The 18,484-nt window shown below is 72.3% G+C and carries 15 protein-coding genes; 8 read left to right on the top strand and 7 right to left on the bottom strand.

Features of this window, described 5'->3' with window-relative positions; translation table 11 throughout:
* Window positions 1–1,301 (bottom strand): homocysteine S-methyltransferase family protein (locus tag K377_RS27720; RefSeq protein WP_161195105.1); only part of this gene is annotated, 1,301 nt, incomplete at its 3' end.
* 270 nt (window positions 1,302–1,571) lie between these two features.
* Here K377_RS27720 and K377_RS27715 point away from each other — a divergent pair.
* The 5 genes from K377_RS27715 (at window position 1,572) to K377_RS27695 (ending at window position 7,825) form a co-directional block, all read left to right on the top strand.
* Window positions 1,572–2,345, top strand: coding sequence for an IclR family transcriptional regulator (locus K377_RS27715; RefSeq protein ID WP_111666263.1), 774 nt, complete (start codon window positions 1,572–1,574; stop codon window positions 2,343–2,345).
* Between the two features lie 303 nt (window positions 2,346–2,648).
* A complete protein-coding gene (locus K377_RS27710) occupies window positions 2,649–3,440 on the top strand; it encodes an MIP/aquaporin family protein (RefSeq protein ID WP_111666262.1) in 792 nt (263 codons plus the stop codon).
* Between the two features lie 56 nt (window positions 3,441–3,496).
* Window positions 3,497–5,035, top strand: coding sequence for a glycerol kinase GlpK (glpK, locus tag K377_RS27705; protein WP_111666261.1), 1,539 nt, complete (start codon window positions 3,497–3,499; stop codon window positions 5,033–5,035).
* An 8-nt stretch (window positions 5,036–5,043) separates the two neighbouring features.
* Window positions 5,044–6,657: a glycerol-3-phosphate dehydrogenase/oxidase gene (locus K377_RS27700; protein ID WP_111666260.1), complete on the top strand. Its 1,614-nt coding sequence runs from the start codon at window positions 5,044–5,046 to the stop codon at window positions 6,655–6,657.
* A 109-nt stretch (window positions 6,658–6,766) separates the two neighbouring features.
* A complete protein-coding gene (locus K377_RS27695; protein ID WP_111666259.1) occupies window positions 6,767–7,825 on the top strand; it encodes an LLM class flavin-dependent oxidoreductase in 1,059 nt (352 codons plus the stop codon).
* Between the two features lie 4 nt (window positions 7,826–7,829).
* Here the strand turns inward: K377_RS27695 and K377_RS27690 are convergent, their stop codons facing one another.
* The 5 genes from K377_RS27690 to K377_RS27670 form a co-directional block, all read right to left on the bottom strand.
* Entirely contained in the window at window positions 7,830–8,360 is a 531-nt protein-coding gene (locus K377_RS27690) for a MarR family winged helix-turn-helix transcriptional regulator (RefSeq protein WP_111666258.1), read from the bottom strand.
* A gap of 100 nt (window positions 8,361–8,460) precedes the next feature.
* On the bottom strand, window positions 8,461–9,066 hold the full coding sequence (locus tag K377_RS27685) for an SRPBCC family protein (protein ID WP_111666257.1): 606 nt from the start codon (window positions 9,064–9,066) through the stop codon (window positions 8,461–8,463).
* A gap of 30 nt (window positions 9,067–9,096) precedes the next feature.
* Complete coding sequence (locus K377_RS27680) at window positions 9,097–11,448, bottom strand: xanthine dehydrogenase family protein molybdopterin-binding subunit (RefSeq protein WP_111666284.1); 2,352 nt, start codon at window positions 11,446–11,448, stop codon at window positions 9,097–9,099.
* A 5-nt stretch (window positions 11,449–11,453) separates the two neighbouring features.
* Window positions 11,454–12,014, bottom strand: coding sequence for a (2Fe-2S)-binding protein (locus K377_RS27675; RefSeq protein ID WP_111666256.1), 561 nt, complete (start codon window positions 12,012–12,014; stop codon window positions 11,454–11,456).
* A complete protein-coding gene (locus K377_RS27670) occupies window positions 12,011–12,871 on the bottom strand; it encodes a xanthine dehydrogenase family protein subunit M (protein WP_111666255.1) in 861 nt (286 codons plus the stop codon). The genes K377_RS27675 and K377_RS27670 overlap by 4 nt, the downstream gene beginning before the upstream one ends.
* 106 nt (window positions 12,872–12,977) lie before the next feature.
* On the opposite strand from K377_RS27670, the gene K377_RS27665 reads away from it, so the two are divergent.
* Complete coding sequence (locus K377_RS27665; protein WP_258395136.1) at window positions 12,978–14,138, top strand: XdhC family protein; 1,161 nt, start codon at window positions 12,978–12,980, stop codon at window positions 14,136–14,138.
* Between the two features lie 37 nt (window positions 14,139–14,175).
* The gene (locus tag K377_RS42750; protein WP_111666254.1) at window positions 14,176–15,306 is read left to right on the top strand and encodes a TetR family transcriptional regulator; all 1,131 of its coding nucleotides are present in this window, start codon (window positions 14,176–14,178) and stop codon (window positions 15,304–15,306) included.
* Window positions 15,307–15,360: 54 nt separating this feature from the next.
* On the opposite strand, the gene K377_RS27655 is transcribed toward K377_RS42750, so the two are convergent.
* A complete protein-coding gene (locus K377_RS27655) occupies window positions 15,361–16,725 on the bottom strand; it encodes an MFS transporter (protein ID WP_111666253.1) in 1,365 nt (454 codons plus the stop codon).
* 269 nt (window positions 16,726–16,994) lie between these two features.
* Here K377_RS27655 and K377_RS27650 point away from each other — a divergent pair, with 269 nt between their 5' ends.
* A complete protein-coding gene (locus tag K377_RS27650; RefSeq protein ID WP_111666252.1) occupies window positions 16,995–18,479 on the top strand; it encodes an aldehyde dehydrogenase in 1,485 nt (494 codons plus the stop codon).
* The last annotated feature ends 5 nt before the right edge of the window (window positions 18,480–18,484 follow it).

Raw genomic sequence — 18,484 nt, 5'->3', positions numbered from 1 at the left:
AGGACGGGGACCTCGGTGGAGTCCAGGACGATCGGCAGGGTGGAGGCGGTCGCGAACCGGCCCGCCAGCTCCTTCATGTCGGCGACGCCGTCACGGCCCACGTAGTCGACGCAGAGGTCGAGCATGTGCGCGCCCTCACGGATCTGGTCGCGGGCCATCTCGACACAGTCGTCCCAGCGGGCCTCCAGCATCGCCTCACGGAACTTCTTCGACCCATTGGCGTTCGTCCGCTCACCGATCGCCATGTAGGCGGTGTCCTGCCGGAACGGCACCGTCTGGTAGAGCGAGGCGGCGCCCGGCTCGGGGCGCGGAGCGCGCTCGGGCGGGGTCATCTCACGGACCCGCTCCACGACCTGACGCAGATGCTCGGGGGTGGAGCCGCAGCAGCCGCCGACCAGCTGGAGGCCGTAGCTGTTGATGAAGTTCTCCTGCGCGTCCGCCATCTCCGGCGGAGTGAGCGGGAAGTGCGCGCCGTCCTTGCCCAGGATCGGCAGACCGGCGTTCGGCATGCACATCAGCGGCGTCGTGGAGTGCTGCGCGAGGTAGCGCAGGTGCTCGCTCATCTCGGCGGGGCCGGTGGAGCAGTTCAGGCCGATCAGGTCGATGCCGAGCGGTTCCAGGGCGGTCAGGGCCGCGCCGATCTCGGAGCCGAGCAGCATCACGCCGGTGGTCTCGAAGGCGAGGGAGCAGATCAGCGGGACCGAGACGCCGAGGGCGTCCATGGCGCGGCGGGCGCCGATCAGGGACGACTTGGTCTGGAGCAGGTCCTGGCTGGTCTCCACGATCAGCGCGTCGGCGCCGCCGGCGAGCAGGCCCTCGGCGTTCTGCTGGTAGCCGTCGCGGATCGTGGCGTAGTCGATGTGGCCGAGGGAGGGCAGCTTGGTGCCGGGGCCGATCGACCCGAGGACCCAGCGCTGCTGTCCGGTGTTCGCGGTGAACTCGTCGGCGACCTCGCGGGCGATCCGCGCGCCGGCCTCGGACAGCTCGACGATCCGGTCGGCGATCTCGTACTCGGTCGCGGCCGTGAAGTTGGAGCCGAAGGTGTTGGTCTCGACGCAGTCCACCCCGACGGCGTAGTACGCCTCGTGGACGGAGCGGACGATGTCCGGGCGGGTGATGTTCAGGATCTCGTTGCAGCCCTCGAGGTCCTGGAAGTCCTCGAGCGTGGGATCCTGCGCCTGCAGCATGGTGCCCATCGCACCGTCGGCGACCACGACACGGGAGGCGAGGGCCTGCCGTAGGGCGTCCACGCGAGCGCGGGAATCAGCGGCGGCGGATGCGGGCGTCGGCAACGAGGCCATGAAAGTGCTCCCTGAGGTGCGACGGCTGTCGGCTTTGCGGCTCCACTGCTGGAGGCGCACCCGGCCAGGGTAGCCGGGACCTCGGTCCTTACGTGCAGACGTCCACGGGCCGGACCGAAGTGGACAGCGTGTCGCGGTGGTCCGGGGCGGGCGGCCGTGGCGAGCGGGCCAAAATAGAGGCGCACGCCGCATTAGCAGAGGTCGGCAACGACCGATACTGTTCAGCATTGCCGAACGTTGGTGAGTGGACCGAGGGAGGAAGGGACTGCGATGGCACGCAACATCCAGTCGCTGGAACGGGCCGCGGCGATGCTCCGGCTCCTCGCGGGCGGTGAGCGGCGACTCGGCCTCTCGGACATCGCCTCCGCGCTCGGCCTGGCGAAGGGCACCGCGCACGGCATCCTGCGCACCCTCCAGGCCGAGGGCTTCGTGGAGCAGGACGCGGCGTCGGGGCGCTACCAGCTGGGCGCGGAGCTGCTGCGCCTGGGCAACAGCTATCTGGACGTCCACGAGCTGCGGGCCCGCGCCCTCGTCTGGACCGACGACCTGGCCCGCTCCAGCGGCGAGGCCGTCTATCTGGGGGTCCTGCACCAGCAGGGCGTCCTGATCGTGCACCACGTCTTCCGGCCCGACGACAGCCGGCAGGTCCTGGAGGTGGGGGCGATGCAGCCGCTGCACTCGACGGCGCTGGGCAAGGTCATCTCCGCGTACGACCCGGTCGCGCACAGCGAGGTCGCCGAGACGGAGCGCAAGGAGTTCACGGCCCGGACGGTGAGCGGGCTCACCGAGTTCGAGTCGGTGCTCGATCTGACCCGGGCTCGCGGGTACGCCGAGGACGTCGAGGAGACCTGGGAGGGCGTGGCCTCGGTCGCGGCGCCGATCCACGACCGGCACCGGATGCCCGTGGGCGCGATCGGCATCACCGGCGCGGTGGAGCGGGTCTGCAAGCCCGACGAGCAGGGCGTGCCGCGGCCCGAGCTGATCGCCGCCGTACGGGACTGCGCCCGTGCCGTCTCCCGCGACCTGGGCGCCAGCCGCTTCTGACCCCCCCACATGCCTCAGCCCCGTCCCCGGACGGGGCTGAGGCATGTCCGGGCCCGTCCGGGTGCAGAGCACACCGATCCGCGCGACGATCGAGTGAACCGCCACGGAGCGTGTGGGCGGCGATAGGCGGGAACGATCAATAACGATCGTGGTTTCGATAACAGAACCCTTGACGATTCAGTGAACGCGGGGCGAGACTCGCGTCCATCGGTCGACATTGTCGAACACCTACCGGCAATAAGCGTTAGAGTGTGGACAAGGCCAGGCCGCAATTCCCCTGGACGAAGGACAAAGGAGTCGCGGGTGTCCAGCTCCGACATCTTCATCGGCGAGACCATAGGTACCGCCGTGCTCATCCTGCTCGGCGGTGGCGTCTGCGCCGCCGTCACTTTCAAGCGCTCGAAGGCGTTCAACGCCGGCTGGGTCGCCATCGCCTTCGGTTGGGGCTTCGCCGTCCTGACCGGCGCGTACCTCGCCGGTGGCGTCTCGGGCGCCCACCTGAACCCCGCCGTGACCATCGGTCTGGCCATCGAGGGCGGCACCAAGTGGAGCGATGTACCGCTCTACCTGGGCTCCCAGCTCCTCGGCGCGATGATCGGCGCCGTGCTGGTCTGGGCGACGTACTACGGACAGTTCCGCGCGCACCTGACGGACCCGGAGATCATCGCCGCGCAGCCGGCGGACGAGGGCCTCGTCGACCAGACGGCGGCCCCCAAGGCGGGCCCCGTCCTCGGCATCTTCTCCACGGGCCCGGAGATCCGGCACGCCGTGCAGAACCTGATCACCGAGATCATCGCGACGGTCGTCCTGGTCCTCGCCATCCTCACGCAGGGCCTGAACGACGGCGGCAACGGCCTGGGCACCCTCGGCGCCCTGATCACCGCGCTCGTCGTGGTCGGCATCGGCCTCTCGCTCGGCGGCCCCACGGGCTACGCGATCAACCCGGTCCGTGACCTCGGCCCGCGCATCGTGCACGCCCTGCTCCCGCTGCCCAACAAGGGCGGCTCCGACTGGTCGTACGCCTGGATCCCGGTCGCGGGTCCGCTGATCGGCGGCGCCATCGCCGGCGGCCTCTACAACATCGCGTTCAAGTAGGCCGCCCCGCCGCCAGCACCCCGCCCGAGCCGCACCGAGAACTTCAGGAGCACCCCGTGACCGACGCACACACCGCAGGCCCCTTCATCGCAGCCATCGACCAGGGCACGACGTCCAGCCGCTGCATCGTCTTCGACAAGGACGGCCGGATCGTCTCGGTCGACCAGAAGGAGCACGAGCAGATCTTCCCGAAGCCGGGCTGGGTCGAGCACGACGCCAACGAGATCTGGGCGAACGTCCAGGAGGTCGTCGCCGGGGCCGTCACCAAGGCCGGCATCACCCGCGACGACATCAAGGCCATCGGCATCACCAACCAGCGCGAGACGACGCTGCTCTGGGACAAGAACACCGGTGAGCCCGTCCACAACGCCATCGTCTGGCAGGACACCCGCACCGACGCCCTCTGCCGCGAGCTGGGCCGCAACGTCGGGCAGGACCGCTTCCGCCGCGAGACCGGCCTGCCGCTGGCCTCCTACTTCGCCGGCCCCAAGGCCCGCTGGCTGCTCGACAACGTCGAGGGCCTGCGCGAGCGCGCCGAGCGCGGCGACATCCTCTTCGGCACCATGGACAGCTGGGTCATCTGGAACCTGACCGGCGGTGTCGACGGCGGCAAGCACGTCACCGACGTCACCAACGCCTCGCGCACCATGCTGATGAACCTGCACGAGATGCAGTGGGACGACAAGATCTGTTCCTCCATCGGCGTGCCGATGTCGATGCTGCCCGAGATCCGCTCCTCCGCCGAGGTCTACGGCGAGGTCACCGGCGGCACGCTGGGCGACGTGCTCGGCGGGATCCCCGTCGCCTCGGCGCTCGGCGACCAGCAGGCCGCCCTGTTCGGCCAGACCTGCTTCGCCGAGGGCGAGGCCAAGTCCACGTACGGCACCGGCACCTTCATGCTGATGAACACCGGCGGCAAGGCCATCAACTCCTACTCGGGCCTGCTGACCACGGTCGGCTACCAGATCGGCGACCAGAAGCCGGTCTACGCCCTGGAGGGCTCGATCGCCGTCACCGGTTCGCTGGTGCAGTGGATGCGCGACCAGATGGGCCTGATCAAGTCGGCCGCCGAGATCGAGACGCTCGCCTCGTCGGTGGAGGACAACGGCGGCGCGTACTTCGTGCCCGCCTTCTCCGGCCTGTTCGCCCCGTACTGGCGCCCCGACGCCCGCGGTGTCATCACCGGCCTGACCCGGTACGTCACCAAGGCGCACATCGCGCGTGCCGTCCTGGAGGCCACGGCCTGGCAGACCCGCGAGATCAGCGACGCCATGACGAAGGACTCCGGTGTCGAGCTGACCGCGCTCAAGGTCGACGGCGGCATGACCTCCAACAACCTGCTGATGCAGACCCTCTCCGACGTCCTGGACGCCCCTGTGGTGCGTCCGATGGTCGCCGAGACGACCTGCCTCGGTGCCGCTTACGCCGCCGGTCTCGCCGTCGGCTTCTGGTCCAACACCGACGACCTGCGGGCCAACTGGCGCCGGGCCGCGGAGTGGACCCCCCGCATGGACGCGGATACCCGCGACCGTGAGTACAAGAACTGGCTCAAGGCCGTGCAGCGGTCCATGGGCTGGCTCGAGGACGAGGAGTAAGACCCCAGATGAGTACCCCCACCCTGCAGACCGTGCCTGCCCTCGGAACGCACCCCGTCGCCGGCTCCAACCCGAGCCGCGCCGAGACCCGCGAGCAGCTTTCCAAGGCGACGTACGACCTCCTGGTCATCGGCGGCGGCATCCTGGGCATCTCCACGGCCTGGCATGCGGCGCAGTCCGGTCTCAGGGTGGCCCTGGTCGACGCCGGCGACTTCGCCGGCGCCACCTCCTCCGCCTCGTCCAAGCTGCTCCACGGCGGTCTGCGCTACCTGCAGACCGGCGCGGTGAAGCTCGTCGCGGAGAACCACTTCGAGCGGCGCGCGGTGTCGCGGAACGTGGCCCCGCACCTCGCCAACCCGCTCACCTTCTACCTGCCCGTGTACAAGGGCGGCCCGCACGGCGCGGCCAAGCTGGGCGCGGGCGTGTTCGCCTACAGCGCGCTGTCGGCGTTCGGCGACGGCGTCGGGCACCTGCTCTCCCCGGCCAAGGCCCAGCAGGACGTGCCGGAACTGCGGACCGAGAACCTGAAGGCCGTCGCGGTGTACGGCGACGACCAGATGAACGACGCGCGGATGGCCCTGATGACCGTACGCGCGGCCGTCGACGCGGGCGCCGTCGTCCTCAACCACGCCGAGGTCACCGGCCTGCGCTTCACCAAGGGCCGGGTCACCGGCGCCGAGCTGAAGGACCGCATGGACGGCGAGGAATTCGGCGTCAGCGCCCGCCTCGTGCTGAACGCGACCGGTCCGTGGGTCGACCACCTGCGCAAGCTGGAGGACCCGAACGCGGCGCCGTCCATCCGACTGTCCAAGGGCGCGCACCTGGTCATGAAGCGGACGTCGCCGTGGAAGGCCGCGCTCGCCACCCCCATCGACAAGTACCGCATCACCTTCGCCCTCCCCTGGGAGGACATGCTCCTGCTCGGTACGACCGACGAGGAGTACGAGGGCGACCCGGCGGACGTGTCGGTCACCGAGAAGGACATCGAGCAGATCCTCGACGAGGCGGCCTTCTCCGTGCGCGACCAGCAGCTCAAGCGGGAGCTGATGACGTACGCGTTCGCCGGTCTGCGGGTGCTGCCTGGCGGCCCCGGCGACACCTCGAAGGCCAAGCGCGAGACGGTCGTCACCGAGGGCAAGGGCGGCATGCTGTCCGTCGCGGGCGGCAAGTGGACGACGTTCCGGCACATCGGCCGCACCGTCATGCAGAAGCTGGAGTCGCTGCCGGGCCACCCGCTCGGCGACGACTTCGAGCCGATCAAGGACCTGCCGAAGCGGATGCCGCTGCCGGGTGTCGCCAACCCGCGCGCCGTCGCGCACCGCCTCCTGGTCGACAACCCGGCGCCCGGTCCGCGGATGGGCGCCGACACGGCCAAGCACCTGGCGACGCACTACGGTTCGCTGGCCTTCGACATCGCGCGGCTCGCGAACGAGAACCCGGAGCTGGCCGCGCGCGTCCACCCGGACGCGCCGGAGATCTGGGCGCAGGTCGCCTACGCCCGTGACCACGAGTGGGCCGAGACGGCGGACGACGTGCTGCGGCGCCGGACGACGCTGACGATCCGGGGCCTGGCCACGGACGAGATCCGCGGCAAGGTCGAGGACCTGCTCGGCAAGAAGTAGGCGCCGGGACGGCGGCGCGAGAGGGGCGGCTCCCACGGGAGGAGCCGCCCCTCTCGCGCTGCCATGCCGCGGACACAAGCCCGCAACGTACGGGGGCGAGGCTGAGGACATGAAGTTCCAGGTCCTCTCCATCATCGGGCACGCCCCGCACCCGCTCACCGGTGAACTCCCCTCCGCGGCCGACCGGTTGGCGCAGGTCCTCGACGTCGGCTGGGCGGCCGAGGAGCTGGGCTACGACGCGTACGCGGTCGGCGAGCGGCACGCGGGGGCGTTCCTGTCGTCGAGCCCGACCGTCGTGCTCGGCGCGCTCGCCGCCCGTACGTCCCGGATCAGGCTGCTGACCGGGGTGACGGTCGTGGCGATCCTCGACCCCGTACGGATCGCGGAGGACTACGCGACGCTCGACCAGATCTCGCACGGGCGCGTGGAGTTGGTCGTCGGCAAGGGCGCCGAGGCCGGGCACTTCGACCTGTTCGGGCTCGACGAGGCCCGGCAGTGGGACCTCCAGAAGGAGAAGTACGAGCTGCTGCGGCGGCTGTGGACGGAGGAGGGCGTCGACTGGGAGGGCGAGTTCCGGCCCGCCCTCAAGGGGGTGACGACGGTGCCGCGCCCGTACGCGGGACTCCCCCGGATCTGGCACGGCTCGGCGACCTCGCGCAACTCCCCCGAGCTGGCGGCCAGGCACGGCGACCCGCTGTTCACGGCGAACGCGATCCAGCCGCGGGCCGCGTACGCCGAGCTGATCGACCACTACCGGGAGCGGTTCGCGGCGTACGGGCACGATCCGGCCGACGCGCACGTGGCGGCGGGGTCGGGCGGGCTGCTCATCGCGGACACGCACGAGCAGGCGGTGGCCCGCTACCGGGAGCTGTACGAGGCGAAGGTCGCGCAGACCTTCAAGCCGCATCTGGCGGGCAAGGCGGGCTACAACACGCCGTTCCGGACCATCGAGGACGCCATCGCGGACGGGCCGCAGCTGATCGGCTCGCCGCAGCAGATCATCGACAAGATCCTCGGGTACCACGAGGTGTACCGGCACGATCTTCAGTCGGTCACCGTGGACGGGTTCGGGCAGGGCACCAGCGAGCAGATCGAGACGTTGCAGCGGTTCGCCGAGGAGATCGCCCCCGTGGTGCGGGCGGAGGCGCCCAGCACGCTGTGGGAGTGAGCGCTCAGCTCTCCCCGTCCGGACCCGAGTCGACGATGGAGTGCTCCAACTTACCGAGCAGCCGGGCCAGTTGGCGGCGCTCGGACGGGGAGAGGCCGGCGAGCATCCGGTTCTCGTTGTCCAGGTGCTCGGTGAAGACCTCGTCGACCTTGGCGAGCCCCGCGTCGGTGAGCCGCGAGTAGACGACGCGCCGGTCGACGGCGTCGCGCTCGCGCACGATGAGGTCGTCCTTCTCCAGCCGGTCCATGCGCAGGGTGACTCCGGCCGAGGAGACGAGCCCGGAGTCGGCGAGCTGCCCCGCGGTGAGCCGGTACGGGGTGCCCGAGCGGCGCAGCGCGGTCAGCACGTCGAACCCGGCGACGGACAGGCCGTGCCGCTCGATCGACGCGTTGAGCTTGGTGTTGTACCGCAGGAACGAGCGGTGCAGCCGGGCCAGCACCTCCAGCGGGGAGGTGTCGAGTTCGGGCCGCTCGCGGGCCCAGTCCGCCACGATCTGTGTCACGGCGTCCTGCCGCGTCGCCTTCCGCTCGGCCATCCCGTCCCCTCGCGCAGCTCCCGGGTGGGCGCGTGATCGTACGCCCCTGAAAATTCTATCCCTGAAGCGATCACGCGCCGTCCACCGTCGGCGGAGCCGGTCAGCGCGTGCGGCGGCGCAGCACCCGGACCAGGACCACGGCGGTGAGCACGGCGGCGGCCGGGACGGCGGCCTTGCGCAGCAGGACCGGCAGGGCGGCGGCGCCGAGGTCGACGGCCTCCGGCTCGGCGGCGGCGCCCGCGGCGAGCGGCGCGGGGGCCGTCTGCGGGGCGCTGAGCAGTTCTTGCAGCCGCTCGGCGAACTGGCCGACGATGCGGTCGCCGACCTCGGTCATGATGCCGCGGCCGAACTGTGCGGGGCGGCCGGTGATGTCGAGGTCGGTGCGGACCCGGACGCGGGTGCCGGCGGGGTCGGCGGCGAGTTCGGCGGTGACGGCGGCGGAGGCGGTGCCCGCGCCGCGGGTCTCGCTGCCGGAGAGGTCGAGGCGGAGGCTGCGGGCGCTCTCGTCGCGGGCGACGGTGCCCTCGCCGCGGTAGCTCATCTGCACGGCGCCGACCTTGACCTTGACGCGGCCGGCGAAGGAGTCCCCGTCGAGGGTGTCGAGGACCGCGCCGGGCATGCAGGGGGCGACGCGGGCGAGGTCGTGGAAGAGCTTCCAGGCGTCGTCGGGCGCGGCCGGGACGGTGAAGGTGTGGTCGAGCTGCATGGTCGGGGTCGTCCAATCGTGGGTCGGCTGTCAGGTGGCGGGGGCGGTGCGCAGCAGGTCGCGGATGCGGCTGGGCGAGAGGGGGCCGCGGCGGACGACGACGCCGAAGGGGCGCAGGGCGTCCTCGACGGCGTTCGCCAGGACGGCCTGCGGGGCGATGGCGCCGCCCTCGCCGAGGCCCTTCACGCCGAGGTCGTTCATGGGGCTCGGGGAGTGGATCTCGTCCATGTCGAGGTCGGGGATCTCGGACGAGGTGGGCACGAGGTAGTCCATGTACGTGCCGGTGCGGGGCTGCCCGTCGGGGCCGTAGATCATCTCCTCGTAGAGGGCGCCGCCGATGCCCTGGGCGATGCCGCCGGTGACCTGCCCCTCGGCGATGAGCGGGTTGACGATGACGCCGGCGTCGTGGACGACGACGTACTGGAGGATCTCCAGTTCGCCGGTGTGCTCGTCGACCTCGACGACGGCGGCGTGCGCGCCGCTGGCGACGGCGAAGCCGGGCGGGCGGAAGTGGACGGTCTCGCTGAGTTCGGTGCCGTGCCGTCCGTCGGTGGGCTCGGGGGTGCCGGGCAGCGGGGCGCGGCCCGCGAGTTCGGCGAGGGTGAGCGTGGGTCCGTCGGCGGCCTTGGTGCTGAACACGCCGTCGGTGAGGGTGAGTTCGGCGACGGGGACGCCGAGGCGGCGGGCGGCGGCGTCGAGAGCCTTCTCGCGGACGAGCTTTCCGGCGCGGTGGGTGGCGTTGCCCGCGTTGACGAGGGCGCGGCTGGCGATGGTGCCGACGCCGAACGGGGTCTTGTCGGTGTCGCCGCCCACCACGTCGATGACGTCGAGCGGGGCGCCGAGCGCGTCGGCGGCGATCTGCGCCATGGAGGTGCGGTGGCCCTGGCCCTGGGAGGGGGCGCCGATGGCGAGCTTGACGCGGCCGCTGGGCGCGATGTCGATGCGGGCGGTCTCGAAGGGGCCGAGTCCGGTGGCCTCGATGTACATCGCGTAGCCGACGCCGACGTGCTTGCCCTCGGGCCGCTCCCCCGTCGGTACGGCGACCTTGGCGCGGGCGCGGCGCAGCAGTTCGGGGAAGTCGCCGGAGTCGTACGACTGGGGGTTGCCGGAACGGTCGACGAGGCCGGTGGTGTACGGCATGTCGTCGGGGCCGATGAGATTGCGGGCCCGCAATTCGGCCGTTTCGAGGCCGAGTTCGGCGGCGAGCCGGTCCATGGCGCGCTCCATCGCGAACACCGTCTCGGGGCGTCCGGCGCCGCGGTAGGGCGTGGCGAAGGCGGTGTTGGTGAGGACGCCGACGACGTCGATGTCGACGTTCGGGACGCGGTAGGGGCCGAGCAGGTGGCACAGCGAGTTGTAGGGGACGACGAGTCCCGTCATGTTGTACGCGCCGAAGTTGACGGTGATGCGGTCGCGGACGGCGAGCAGCTTTCCGTCGGCGTCGGCGGCGAGTTCGATGCGGTGGATCTGTTCGCGGGCGTGGCTGGCGGCGGTGAGGTTCTCGCTGCGGTCCTCGCGCCAGACGACCGGGCGGCCCAACTGCCCGGCCGCGTAGGGGATCAGCAGCTCCTCGACGTAGAGGATGCCCTTCTGGCCGAAGCCGCCGCCGACGTCGGTGGCGATGACGCGGACGGTCTCGGAGTCGCGGCCCAGGGTGTGCGCGATGGCCTCGCGGACCCGGTGCGGGGTCTGGGTGTTGGACCAGACGGTGAGGTCGGAGCTGTAGGGGTCGACGCGGGCGGCGACGGCGCGGGTCTCGATGGGCGAGGCGACGTAGCGGTGGGCGTGGAACTCCTCGCTGATCACGGTGTGCGCGGCGGCGAACGCCTTCTCCGGGTCGCCGACTTGCGTGGCGACGGCGACGGCCGTGTTGTCGGGGAGGTCGTCGTGGAGCAGCGGGGCGTCGGCGGCCAGGGCGAGGTCGGGGTCGACGAGGACGGGGAGCGGGCCGTAGCGCACCTCGATCAGTTCGAGGGCGTCCTCGGCGAGGTAGCGGTTCTCGGCGAGGACGATCGCCACGGGCTGTCCGACGTAGTGGACCTTGTCGGCGGCGAGCAGCGGCATGGGGGTGATGGCGACGCGCGGGTCGAGGAGTTCGGCGAGCCGGGGCGGGGTGCGCAGTTCCTCGCGGTTGAGGAGGGCGGGGAGGTGGGCGAGGTCGGCGCCGGTCCAGACGGCGACGACGCCGGGGGCCTCGCGGGCGGCCTTCACGTCGACGGAGTCGATGCGGGCGTGGGCGTGCGGGCTGCGCAGGACGGCGGCCTCGGCGGCGCCGGGCAGGTCGATGTCGTCGACGTAGCGGCCGTTGCCGCGCAGCAGCCGGTCGTCCTCGACGCGCGGGACGGGGCGGCCGATCCAGGCGGCCTGTTCTTCGGCGGACATGAGGGTCACTCCCCGCACTTCGTGTCGTCGTACGTCTCGTCGAGGGCCTGGCCCAGGGCGCGGCGGATGTTGCGGTAGCCGGTGCAGCGGCACAGGTGGCCGCTGAGGGCGTCGGCGACCTCGGTGTCGTCGGGGCGTGTGTCCTGTTCGGTCAGGGCGGTGGCCGTCATCAGGAAGCCGGGGGTGCAGAAGCCGCACTGCATGCCGTGGCACTCGTGGAAGGCGCGCTGCACGGGGGTGAGCGGGGCGTCGTCCGGTGCCAGGCTCTCGACGGTGCGCAGGTCGGCGCCCTCGCACTGGACGGCGAGGGTGAGGCAGGAGCGGACGGGTGTGCCGTCGACGAGGACGGTGCAGGCGCCGCAGACGCCGTGCTCGCAGCCGACGTGGGTGCCGGTGAGGCGGAGCCGGTCGCGCAGGAAGTCGCTGAGCAGCAGCCGGGATTCGACCTGTGCGGTGACGGGCGCGCCGTTCACGGTGAGGCGTATCCCGTGCCAGCCGGAGGGTTCGGCGAGCGGCGGGGTCCGGGCGGGGCGGGGTGCGGGGATCACTGTGGTCTCTTCGGTCATCGGGTGCGCTCCCATGCGGTGGTGCAGGCGCGGCCGAGGAGGTGGGCGGCGGCCTCGCGGCGGTAGGCGGCGGTGGCGTGGACGTCGTCGGAGGGGTCGAGGCGGGCGAGGGCGGCTTCCCGGGCGGCGGCGAGGGCGGCCGGTCCGGCGTCGGTGCCGGTCAGCGCCTCCTCGACGGCGGGCAGCCGGACGGGGACGGGGCCGACGCCGCAGAAGACGGCGCGGGCGTCGCTCACCCGCTCCTCGGCCCGGGACAGCAGGACGGCGACGCCGACCGTGGCGAAGTCCCCGTGTCTACGGGCGAGTTCCTCGAACGCCCAGCCGGTCGGCTGCGGCGGCAGGACGACCTCGGTGAGCAGTTCGTCCGGTTCGACGGCGGTCTGGAAGGTGGCGACGAAGAAGTCCGCGGCGGCGACGGTCCGTGTTCCGGCCGGGCCCGCGATCACGAAGCGGGCGTCGGAGGCGAGGGCGGCGGTGGGGAGTTCGGCGGCCGGGTCGTGGTGGACGAGGCTGCCGCACACGGTGCCCCGGGCGCGGATCTGCGGGTGTCCGATGTGACCGATCGCGGCGGCGAGCAGCGGCCAGCCGGTGCGGACGGCGGGGTCGGCGGCGGCGCGGGCCTGGCGGACGGCCGCGCCGATGTGCAGGGCGCCGGACGCGTCCACGGAGATCTCGTCGAGGCCGGGGATGCGGGTGATGTCGACGAGCAGGCCGGGGCGGGCGAGCCGCATGCCCAGCATGGGGATCAGCGACTGGCCGCCGGCCACCACCTTGGGGTCGCGGTCCTCGTCGGCGAGCAGGGCGAGCGCCTCCGGGACGGTGCGGGGCGCGCTGTAGTCGAAGGGTGTCGGTTTCAAGCGTCTGCCACCTCGCCTCTCAGGTATCTAATAGCTGAAATGATTGACACTGAACTATCTTCTTGGCAAGAGTCTGCGGAGAAAGGTTGCCGAGAAAGGTTCTGACGTGACGCGTGATGTGCTCGACCAGGCCGCCGCATGGCAGGCCGACGGGGTCCGCTTCGCGATGGCCACGGTGGTCCGCACCGTGGGCTCGGCCCCGCATCCGGTGGGCACGTCGATGCTGGTCACCGCCGACGGCCGGGTCGTCGGCAGCGTCTCCGGCGGGTGCGTGGAGGCGACGGTGTGCGCGGTCGCCGAGGAGGTGCTGGCCGGCGCCGGGCCCGCCCGCGAGACGTACGGAGTGAGCGCCGACGATCCCTTCGCGGTGGGCCTGACCTGCGGCGGGACCATCGAGGTCGCGGTGCGCGAGGTGACCGCGGACAGCCCGCTCGGGCGGGTGGCGGCGGACGTCGCGGCCCGGGTCCCGGTGGCGCTCGTGACGCCGCTCGACGGGGACGGCGCGGGCCTCGCGGTCGGCGCCGCGGGAGCGTCGGGATCGCTCGGCGACCCCCGCCTGGACCGGGCCGCGCGGGACGCCGCCACAGGGCTCCTCGCACGCGGCGAGAGCGGGATCGTACGGATCGGCGAGGCCGCTCCGGGCCCCGACTGCGCCCCAGAACGGGAGTTGTTCGTACGGTCCTTCGGGGCGCCGCCCCGGCTGCTCGTCTTCGGCGCCGTCGACTTCGCGCGCCCGCTGGTGCGGATCGGCGCCCTGCTCGGGTACCGGGCGACGGTGTGCGACGCGCGGCCCGCGTTCGCGACACCCGCGCGCTTCCCGGAGGCCGCCGAGGTCGTCGTGGACCGGCCGGACCGCTGGCTGCGCGCGCACGAGGACCTGGTCGACGCGTCCACCGCGATCTGCGTCCTCACCCACGACACGCGCTTCGACGTGCCCGTCCTGGAGATCGCGCTGCGCGGGCCCGCCGGATACATCGGGGCCATGGGCAGCCGGCGCACCCACGAGGACCGGCTCGCCCGGCTGCGGGCGGCCGGGCTCGACGCGGCGGCGCTGGCCCGGCTGCGCTCCCCCATCGGCCTCGACCTCGGCGGGCGCGGCCCCGAGGAGACGGCCGTCTCGATCGCGGCGGAGATCGTCGCCGCGCGCCGGGGCGGCAGCGGGCGCCCGCTGGGCGAGCTGGCAGGGCCGGTGCACGCCCCGCACCCACTTTTGAACACCTGTTCTGAAGAGGCGGCCGAGGCGCACCTTTTGAACGTACGTTCATAAATCGCGCCACCCTGAACGCTTCGTCTACTGTGGCGACGTGGACGCAGAGCAGGAGAGACCCCCGGAGAACGAGCGGCGGCGCGGCCGCTCCCACGACCCCGAGGGGAATCGGCGGGCCGTGCTCGCGGCGGCCCGCAGACTGTTCGCGGCCCACGGCTACCAAGGGGTCGGCATCCGGGCCATCGCCGCCGAGTCCGGGGTGACGCCGGGGCTCGTGATGGCCTACTTCGGCTCCAAGGACGGACTCTTCCGCGCCGTCGTCGGCGAGGGCACCGGTGTCACGGCCCGGCTGCTCGACGAGGCGGGCAACGATCCGGCCGGGCTGCCGCATGCCCTCGCCCACTCCTACCTGGAGCGCTGGGACCACCTCTCGGCACAGGACCCGCTCGCCGCGCTGATCCGCTCGGCCCTCAACCACCCGCCCAGCGCCGGGCAGTTGGCCGAACTGCTCGAACGCCTGGTGACCGGACCGCTCACCGGCGTGCTCGGCGACTCGTCCGAGGCGCGGGCCAGGATCGGGCTCATCCGCAGCATCCTGTTCGGCGTCATCATGGAGCGCTACCTCTTCGCCCACGAGCCGGCCCGCTCGGTGCCGACGGCCGAGCTGGAGCCGCTGCTCACGGCGGTGCTCGCGGCGGCGGTCGGCGACCCACAGGCCCCGACGCCCGCACCGGGCCCCGCGACCCCGGCGGACCATGCGCCCCCGGCGGACCACGCGCCCGCGACCGACGCCGACACCCGGGTCTTCGCCACCCTCACCGACTGCGCCGCCCGCTACCGCGCCCTGATCGGCCGGGTCGTCAAGCGGCACGGGATCGGGCTCGCCGCGTTCGACGTGCTCGCCGAGCTGCGCCGCGCGGGCGCCCCCTACCGGCGCACCATGAGCGAACTCGCGGCGGCCGGAGCGGTCCGGGCCGGCGGGATGACCCAGCACGCCGACCGGCTGGCCGCGGCCGGGCTCATCGAGCGCGAGCGCGACGACCGCGACCGGCGCGTGGTGCGGCTGCGGCTGACCGCGACGGGCCGTGACCTGGTGGACCGGGTGGCCGGGGAGCGCCGGGCCGGTGAGCGGGAACTCCTCGACCGGCTGCGCCCCGACGAGCGCCGCCGCCTCGACGTCCTGCTCGGCGCGCTGGACCGCACCCTGGCCGACGCCGCCCCGGAGTGACAGCACGACGGCGCCGGTCCCCCGCACAGGGATCCGGCGCCGCGCAGGGCCCGCTTACGCGTTCAGCTCCTCCAGCGTCTTCCCCTTCGTCTCCACGGCGAACAGCGCGATCACCGCGCCGACCACGGCCACCCCGGCCAGCTGGGCGAAGACGAGGCCGAGGCTGCCGCCCGCGCCGAGGATCGCGCCGACCGTGACGGGGCCGAGGATCACCCCGAGCCGGTTCCACAGGCCGCCGAACGCCGCGCCCCTGGCCCGGTTGGAGGTCGGGTAGAGCTCCGGCGAGTAGAGGTAGAGGCCCGCGTTGATCGCGTAGACGAAGAACGTCGTGCACGAGGCGAACACCGCGACCTGGAGCCCGGAGGTGACCCCGGTGAGGGCGAGGATGCCGAGCGCGAGCGCGGTGCCGCCGAGGGCCGCGACCAGGGCGGGGCGTCGGCCGACCCGGTCGATGACGAGCGCGACGACGAACGTGCCGACCAGCCCCGTGATGTTGCTCAGGAGTGTGTAGACGAGCGCCGTGGTCAGGTCCAGGCCGAAGTTCTTCGTGTACAGCGACGGCAGCCAGGTCGAGATGCCGTGGTTGACGTAGTACGCGACGAACCACAGCCCCGACAGCACGGCGGTGCGGCGCAGATAGCGGCCGGTGAACAGATCGCGCAGACGGCCCCGCGTCACTTCCTCCGGGGGTGTGTCCGCCGGCTTGGGCAGCGGCTCGCCGACCCCCTTCTCGACCTCGGCCTCGATCCGGGCGATGACCTGCTCGGCCTCCTCGACCCGGCCCTGCGACAGCAGCCAGCGGGGCGACTCGGCGACCTGCCGGGGCAGCAGCACCGCGACCAGGACGGGCAGCGCGCCGAGCACGAACATCGCGCGCCAGCCGAGGTTCGGCACCACCCACACGGCGACGAGGCTGGCCGCCGCGAGCCCGGCCGGGAAGATCATCTCGTAGAGCAGGACGAAGCGGCCGCGCTTGTCGGAGCGGGAGATCTCGTTGATGTAGGTGGCCGCGACCGGGACGACGCCGCCGATGCCGAGACCCTGGACGAACCGGAAGAGAGAGAACAGTTCGATCCCGTTCGCCAGCGCGACGGCGAGGCTGGCGACGCCGGTGATCCCCACGCCGAGCGCGACGGTCCGCACCCGGCCGATCCGGTCACCGAGCCAGCCCGCGACCAGCGCGCCCAGCAGCATGCCGATGGAGCCGGCGGTGACCGCGAAGGTCGCCTGCCCCGTCGAGAGGTTCCAGTCCTTGGTCAGGACGGGCAGGGCGGAGGCGGCCAGGAGCTGGTCGAAGGCCTCGAAGAACGTCACGGCGCCGATCAGGAACCGGACCTTGACGTGCCAGCGGGAGTGCGGCAGCCGTTCGAGCCTGGCCGCGATCGAGCCGAGGCCCTGTGTACCGGCCACAGTCGTCATAGAGGGGTCCTTCCGCGAAACACGCGAGACAGGGGAGTCCCGCAGACAGTAGGAGCCGACACCTAAGCGGTCAATGGTTAGGCACTTAGACATGTAGAGAGTGACTCCACCGTCACCTGCGCGTAACTGATGCTGCACAGCGGGGAGTCCATCGGCGACAGGTGTCGCGATCAAGGGTCTTGCGGATAATCATTTAAGCGCTTAGATTTCTAGCACTTCAGCGATTCCGCTCGACGCCCCCGCACCTGCTCCACTCTGGAGGTACCGCCGTGCCCCACCCCCTGACCGAGATCCTCGTCGCGGGCCGGTGGCGACGCGGCGGCGGCGAGCCCGTCGAGACGGTCGACCCGGCCACCGGCGCGGTGCTCGCCACGGTGCACTCCGCTTCGGCCGACGAGGTCGACGAGGCGGCCCGGGCGGCGGCGCGGGCCGTGGCCGACCCGGCCTGGCGGGACCTGCTCCCCCACCAGCGGGCCCGACTCCTGTACCGCATTGCGGAGTTGACGGAGGAGGCGGCCGACGAGCTGGCCGCGACCCAGACCGCCGACACCGGCAAGACGCTCACCGAGACGAAGGCCCTCGCGCTCAGCGCCGCCGGTACGTTCCGGTACCTGGCGGCCGCGCTGGAGACCGCCGAGGACGCCCTCACCCCGGCGCGCGGCGCCTACGTCACCATGAGCGTGCACGAGCCGATCGGGGTCGTCGGCGCCATCAACCCCTGGAACTCGCCGGTCGCGAGCGACGCGCAGAAGATCGCCCCGGCGCTCGCGGCGGGCAACGCGATCCTGCTGAAGCCGGCCGCGTGGACCCCGCTCGTCTCCCTAGCCCTCGGCCGCATCATCACCCGCGCGCTCGACGAACTCGGCCTGCCCACAGCCCTGTTGTCGGTACTCCCCGGCAGCGGCCGGGTGGTCGGTGACGCGGTGGTGCGGCATCCGCTGGTCGGCCGGATCGGGTTCACGGGCGGCACGGAGACCGGCCGTTCCATCGCCGGGATCGCCGCTCAGAAGCTGATTCCCGCCTCCCTCGAACTGGGCGGCAAGTCGCCGACGATCGTGCGGGCCGACGCCGACGTCGAACAGGCCCTCGCGGGCGTGATGTTCGGGATCTTCTCGTCCAGCGGGCAGTCGTGCATCGCCGGTTCACGGCTCTTCGTGGCCCGGGAGATCCACGACGCGTTCGTCACCGAACTCGTCGCCCGGGTGCGGAAGCTGCGGGTCGGTCCCGGCACCGCGCCGGGCACCCAGGTCGGGCCGCTCGTCCACCACAGGCACCGGGACGCGGTCGCCGCGTACGTGGACCTGGCCCGCTCCGAGGGCGCCGAGGTGCTGTGCGGCGGCGCCGCGCCCGACGGGCCCGAGTACGCCGACGGCGCCTACTACCTGCCGACCGTCCTGGCCGGACTGCCCAACTCGGCGCGCACCTGCCAGGAGGAGATCTTCGGTCCGGTCCTTGTGGTGCTGCCCTACGACGACGAGGACGACCTGGTCGAGCAGGCCAACGACTCCGTGTACGGGCTCGCCTGCGGCATCTGGACCCGCGACCACCGGGCCGCCTGGCGCCTGGCCCGCCGGATCGACGCGGGCACCGTCTGGATCAACACGTACAAGCAGTTCAGCGCGTCCACCCCGTTCAGCGGGATGAAGGACAGCGGGCTCGGCACGGAGAAGGGCCGGGACGCCATCCGCGCCTACCAGCGCCAGAAATCCCTGTACTGGGGCACCTCCGACGCGCCTCTGCCCTGGGCCAACTGACCATG

The sequence above is a fragment of the Streptomyces sp. PsTaAH-137 genome (genome assembly GCF_003259365.1).
GTDB lineage: Bacteria > Actinomycetota > Actinomycetes > Streptomycetales > Streptomycetaceae > Streptomyces.
The sequence above is the reverse complement of the archived record's forward strand: the minus strand, read 5'-3'. Positions and strand labels throughout refer to the sequence as shown.

Bases quoted from the DNA above. Each gene is read 5' to 3' on its own strand.
- K377_RS27715 (WP_111666263.1), top strand. From the start codon at position 1,572: ATGGCACGCAACATCCAGTCGCTGGAACGGGCCGCGGCGATGCTCCGG.
- K377_RS27700 (WP_111666260.1), top strand. From the start codon at position 5,044: ATGAGTACCCCCACCCTGCAGACCGTGCCTGCCCTCGGAACGCACCCC.
- K377_RS27695 (WP_111666259.1), top strand. From the start codon at position 6,767: ATGAAGTTCCAGGTCCTCTCCATCATCGGGCACGCCCCGCACCCGCTC.
- K377_RS27690 (WP_111666258.1), bottom strand. From the start codon at position 8,360: ATGGCCGAGCGGAAGGCGACGCGGCAGGACGCCGTGACACAGATCGTG.
- K377_RS27685 (WP_111666257.1), bottom strand. From the start codon at position 9,066: ATGCAGCTCGACCACACCTTCACCGTCCCGGCCGCGCCCGACGACGCC.
- K377_RS27680 (WP_111666284.1), bottom strand. From the start codon at position 11,448: ATGTCCGCCGAAGAACAGGCCGCCTGGATCGGCCGCCCCGTCCCGCGC.
- K377_RS27675 (WP_111666256.1), bottom strand. From the start codon at position 12,014: ATGACCGAAGAGACCACAGTGATCCCCGCACCCCGCCCCGCCCGGACC.
- K377_RS27655 (WP_111666253.1), bottom strand. From the start codon at position 16,725: ATGACGACTGTGGCCGGTACACAGGGCCTCGGCTCGATCGCGGCCAGG.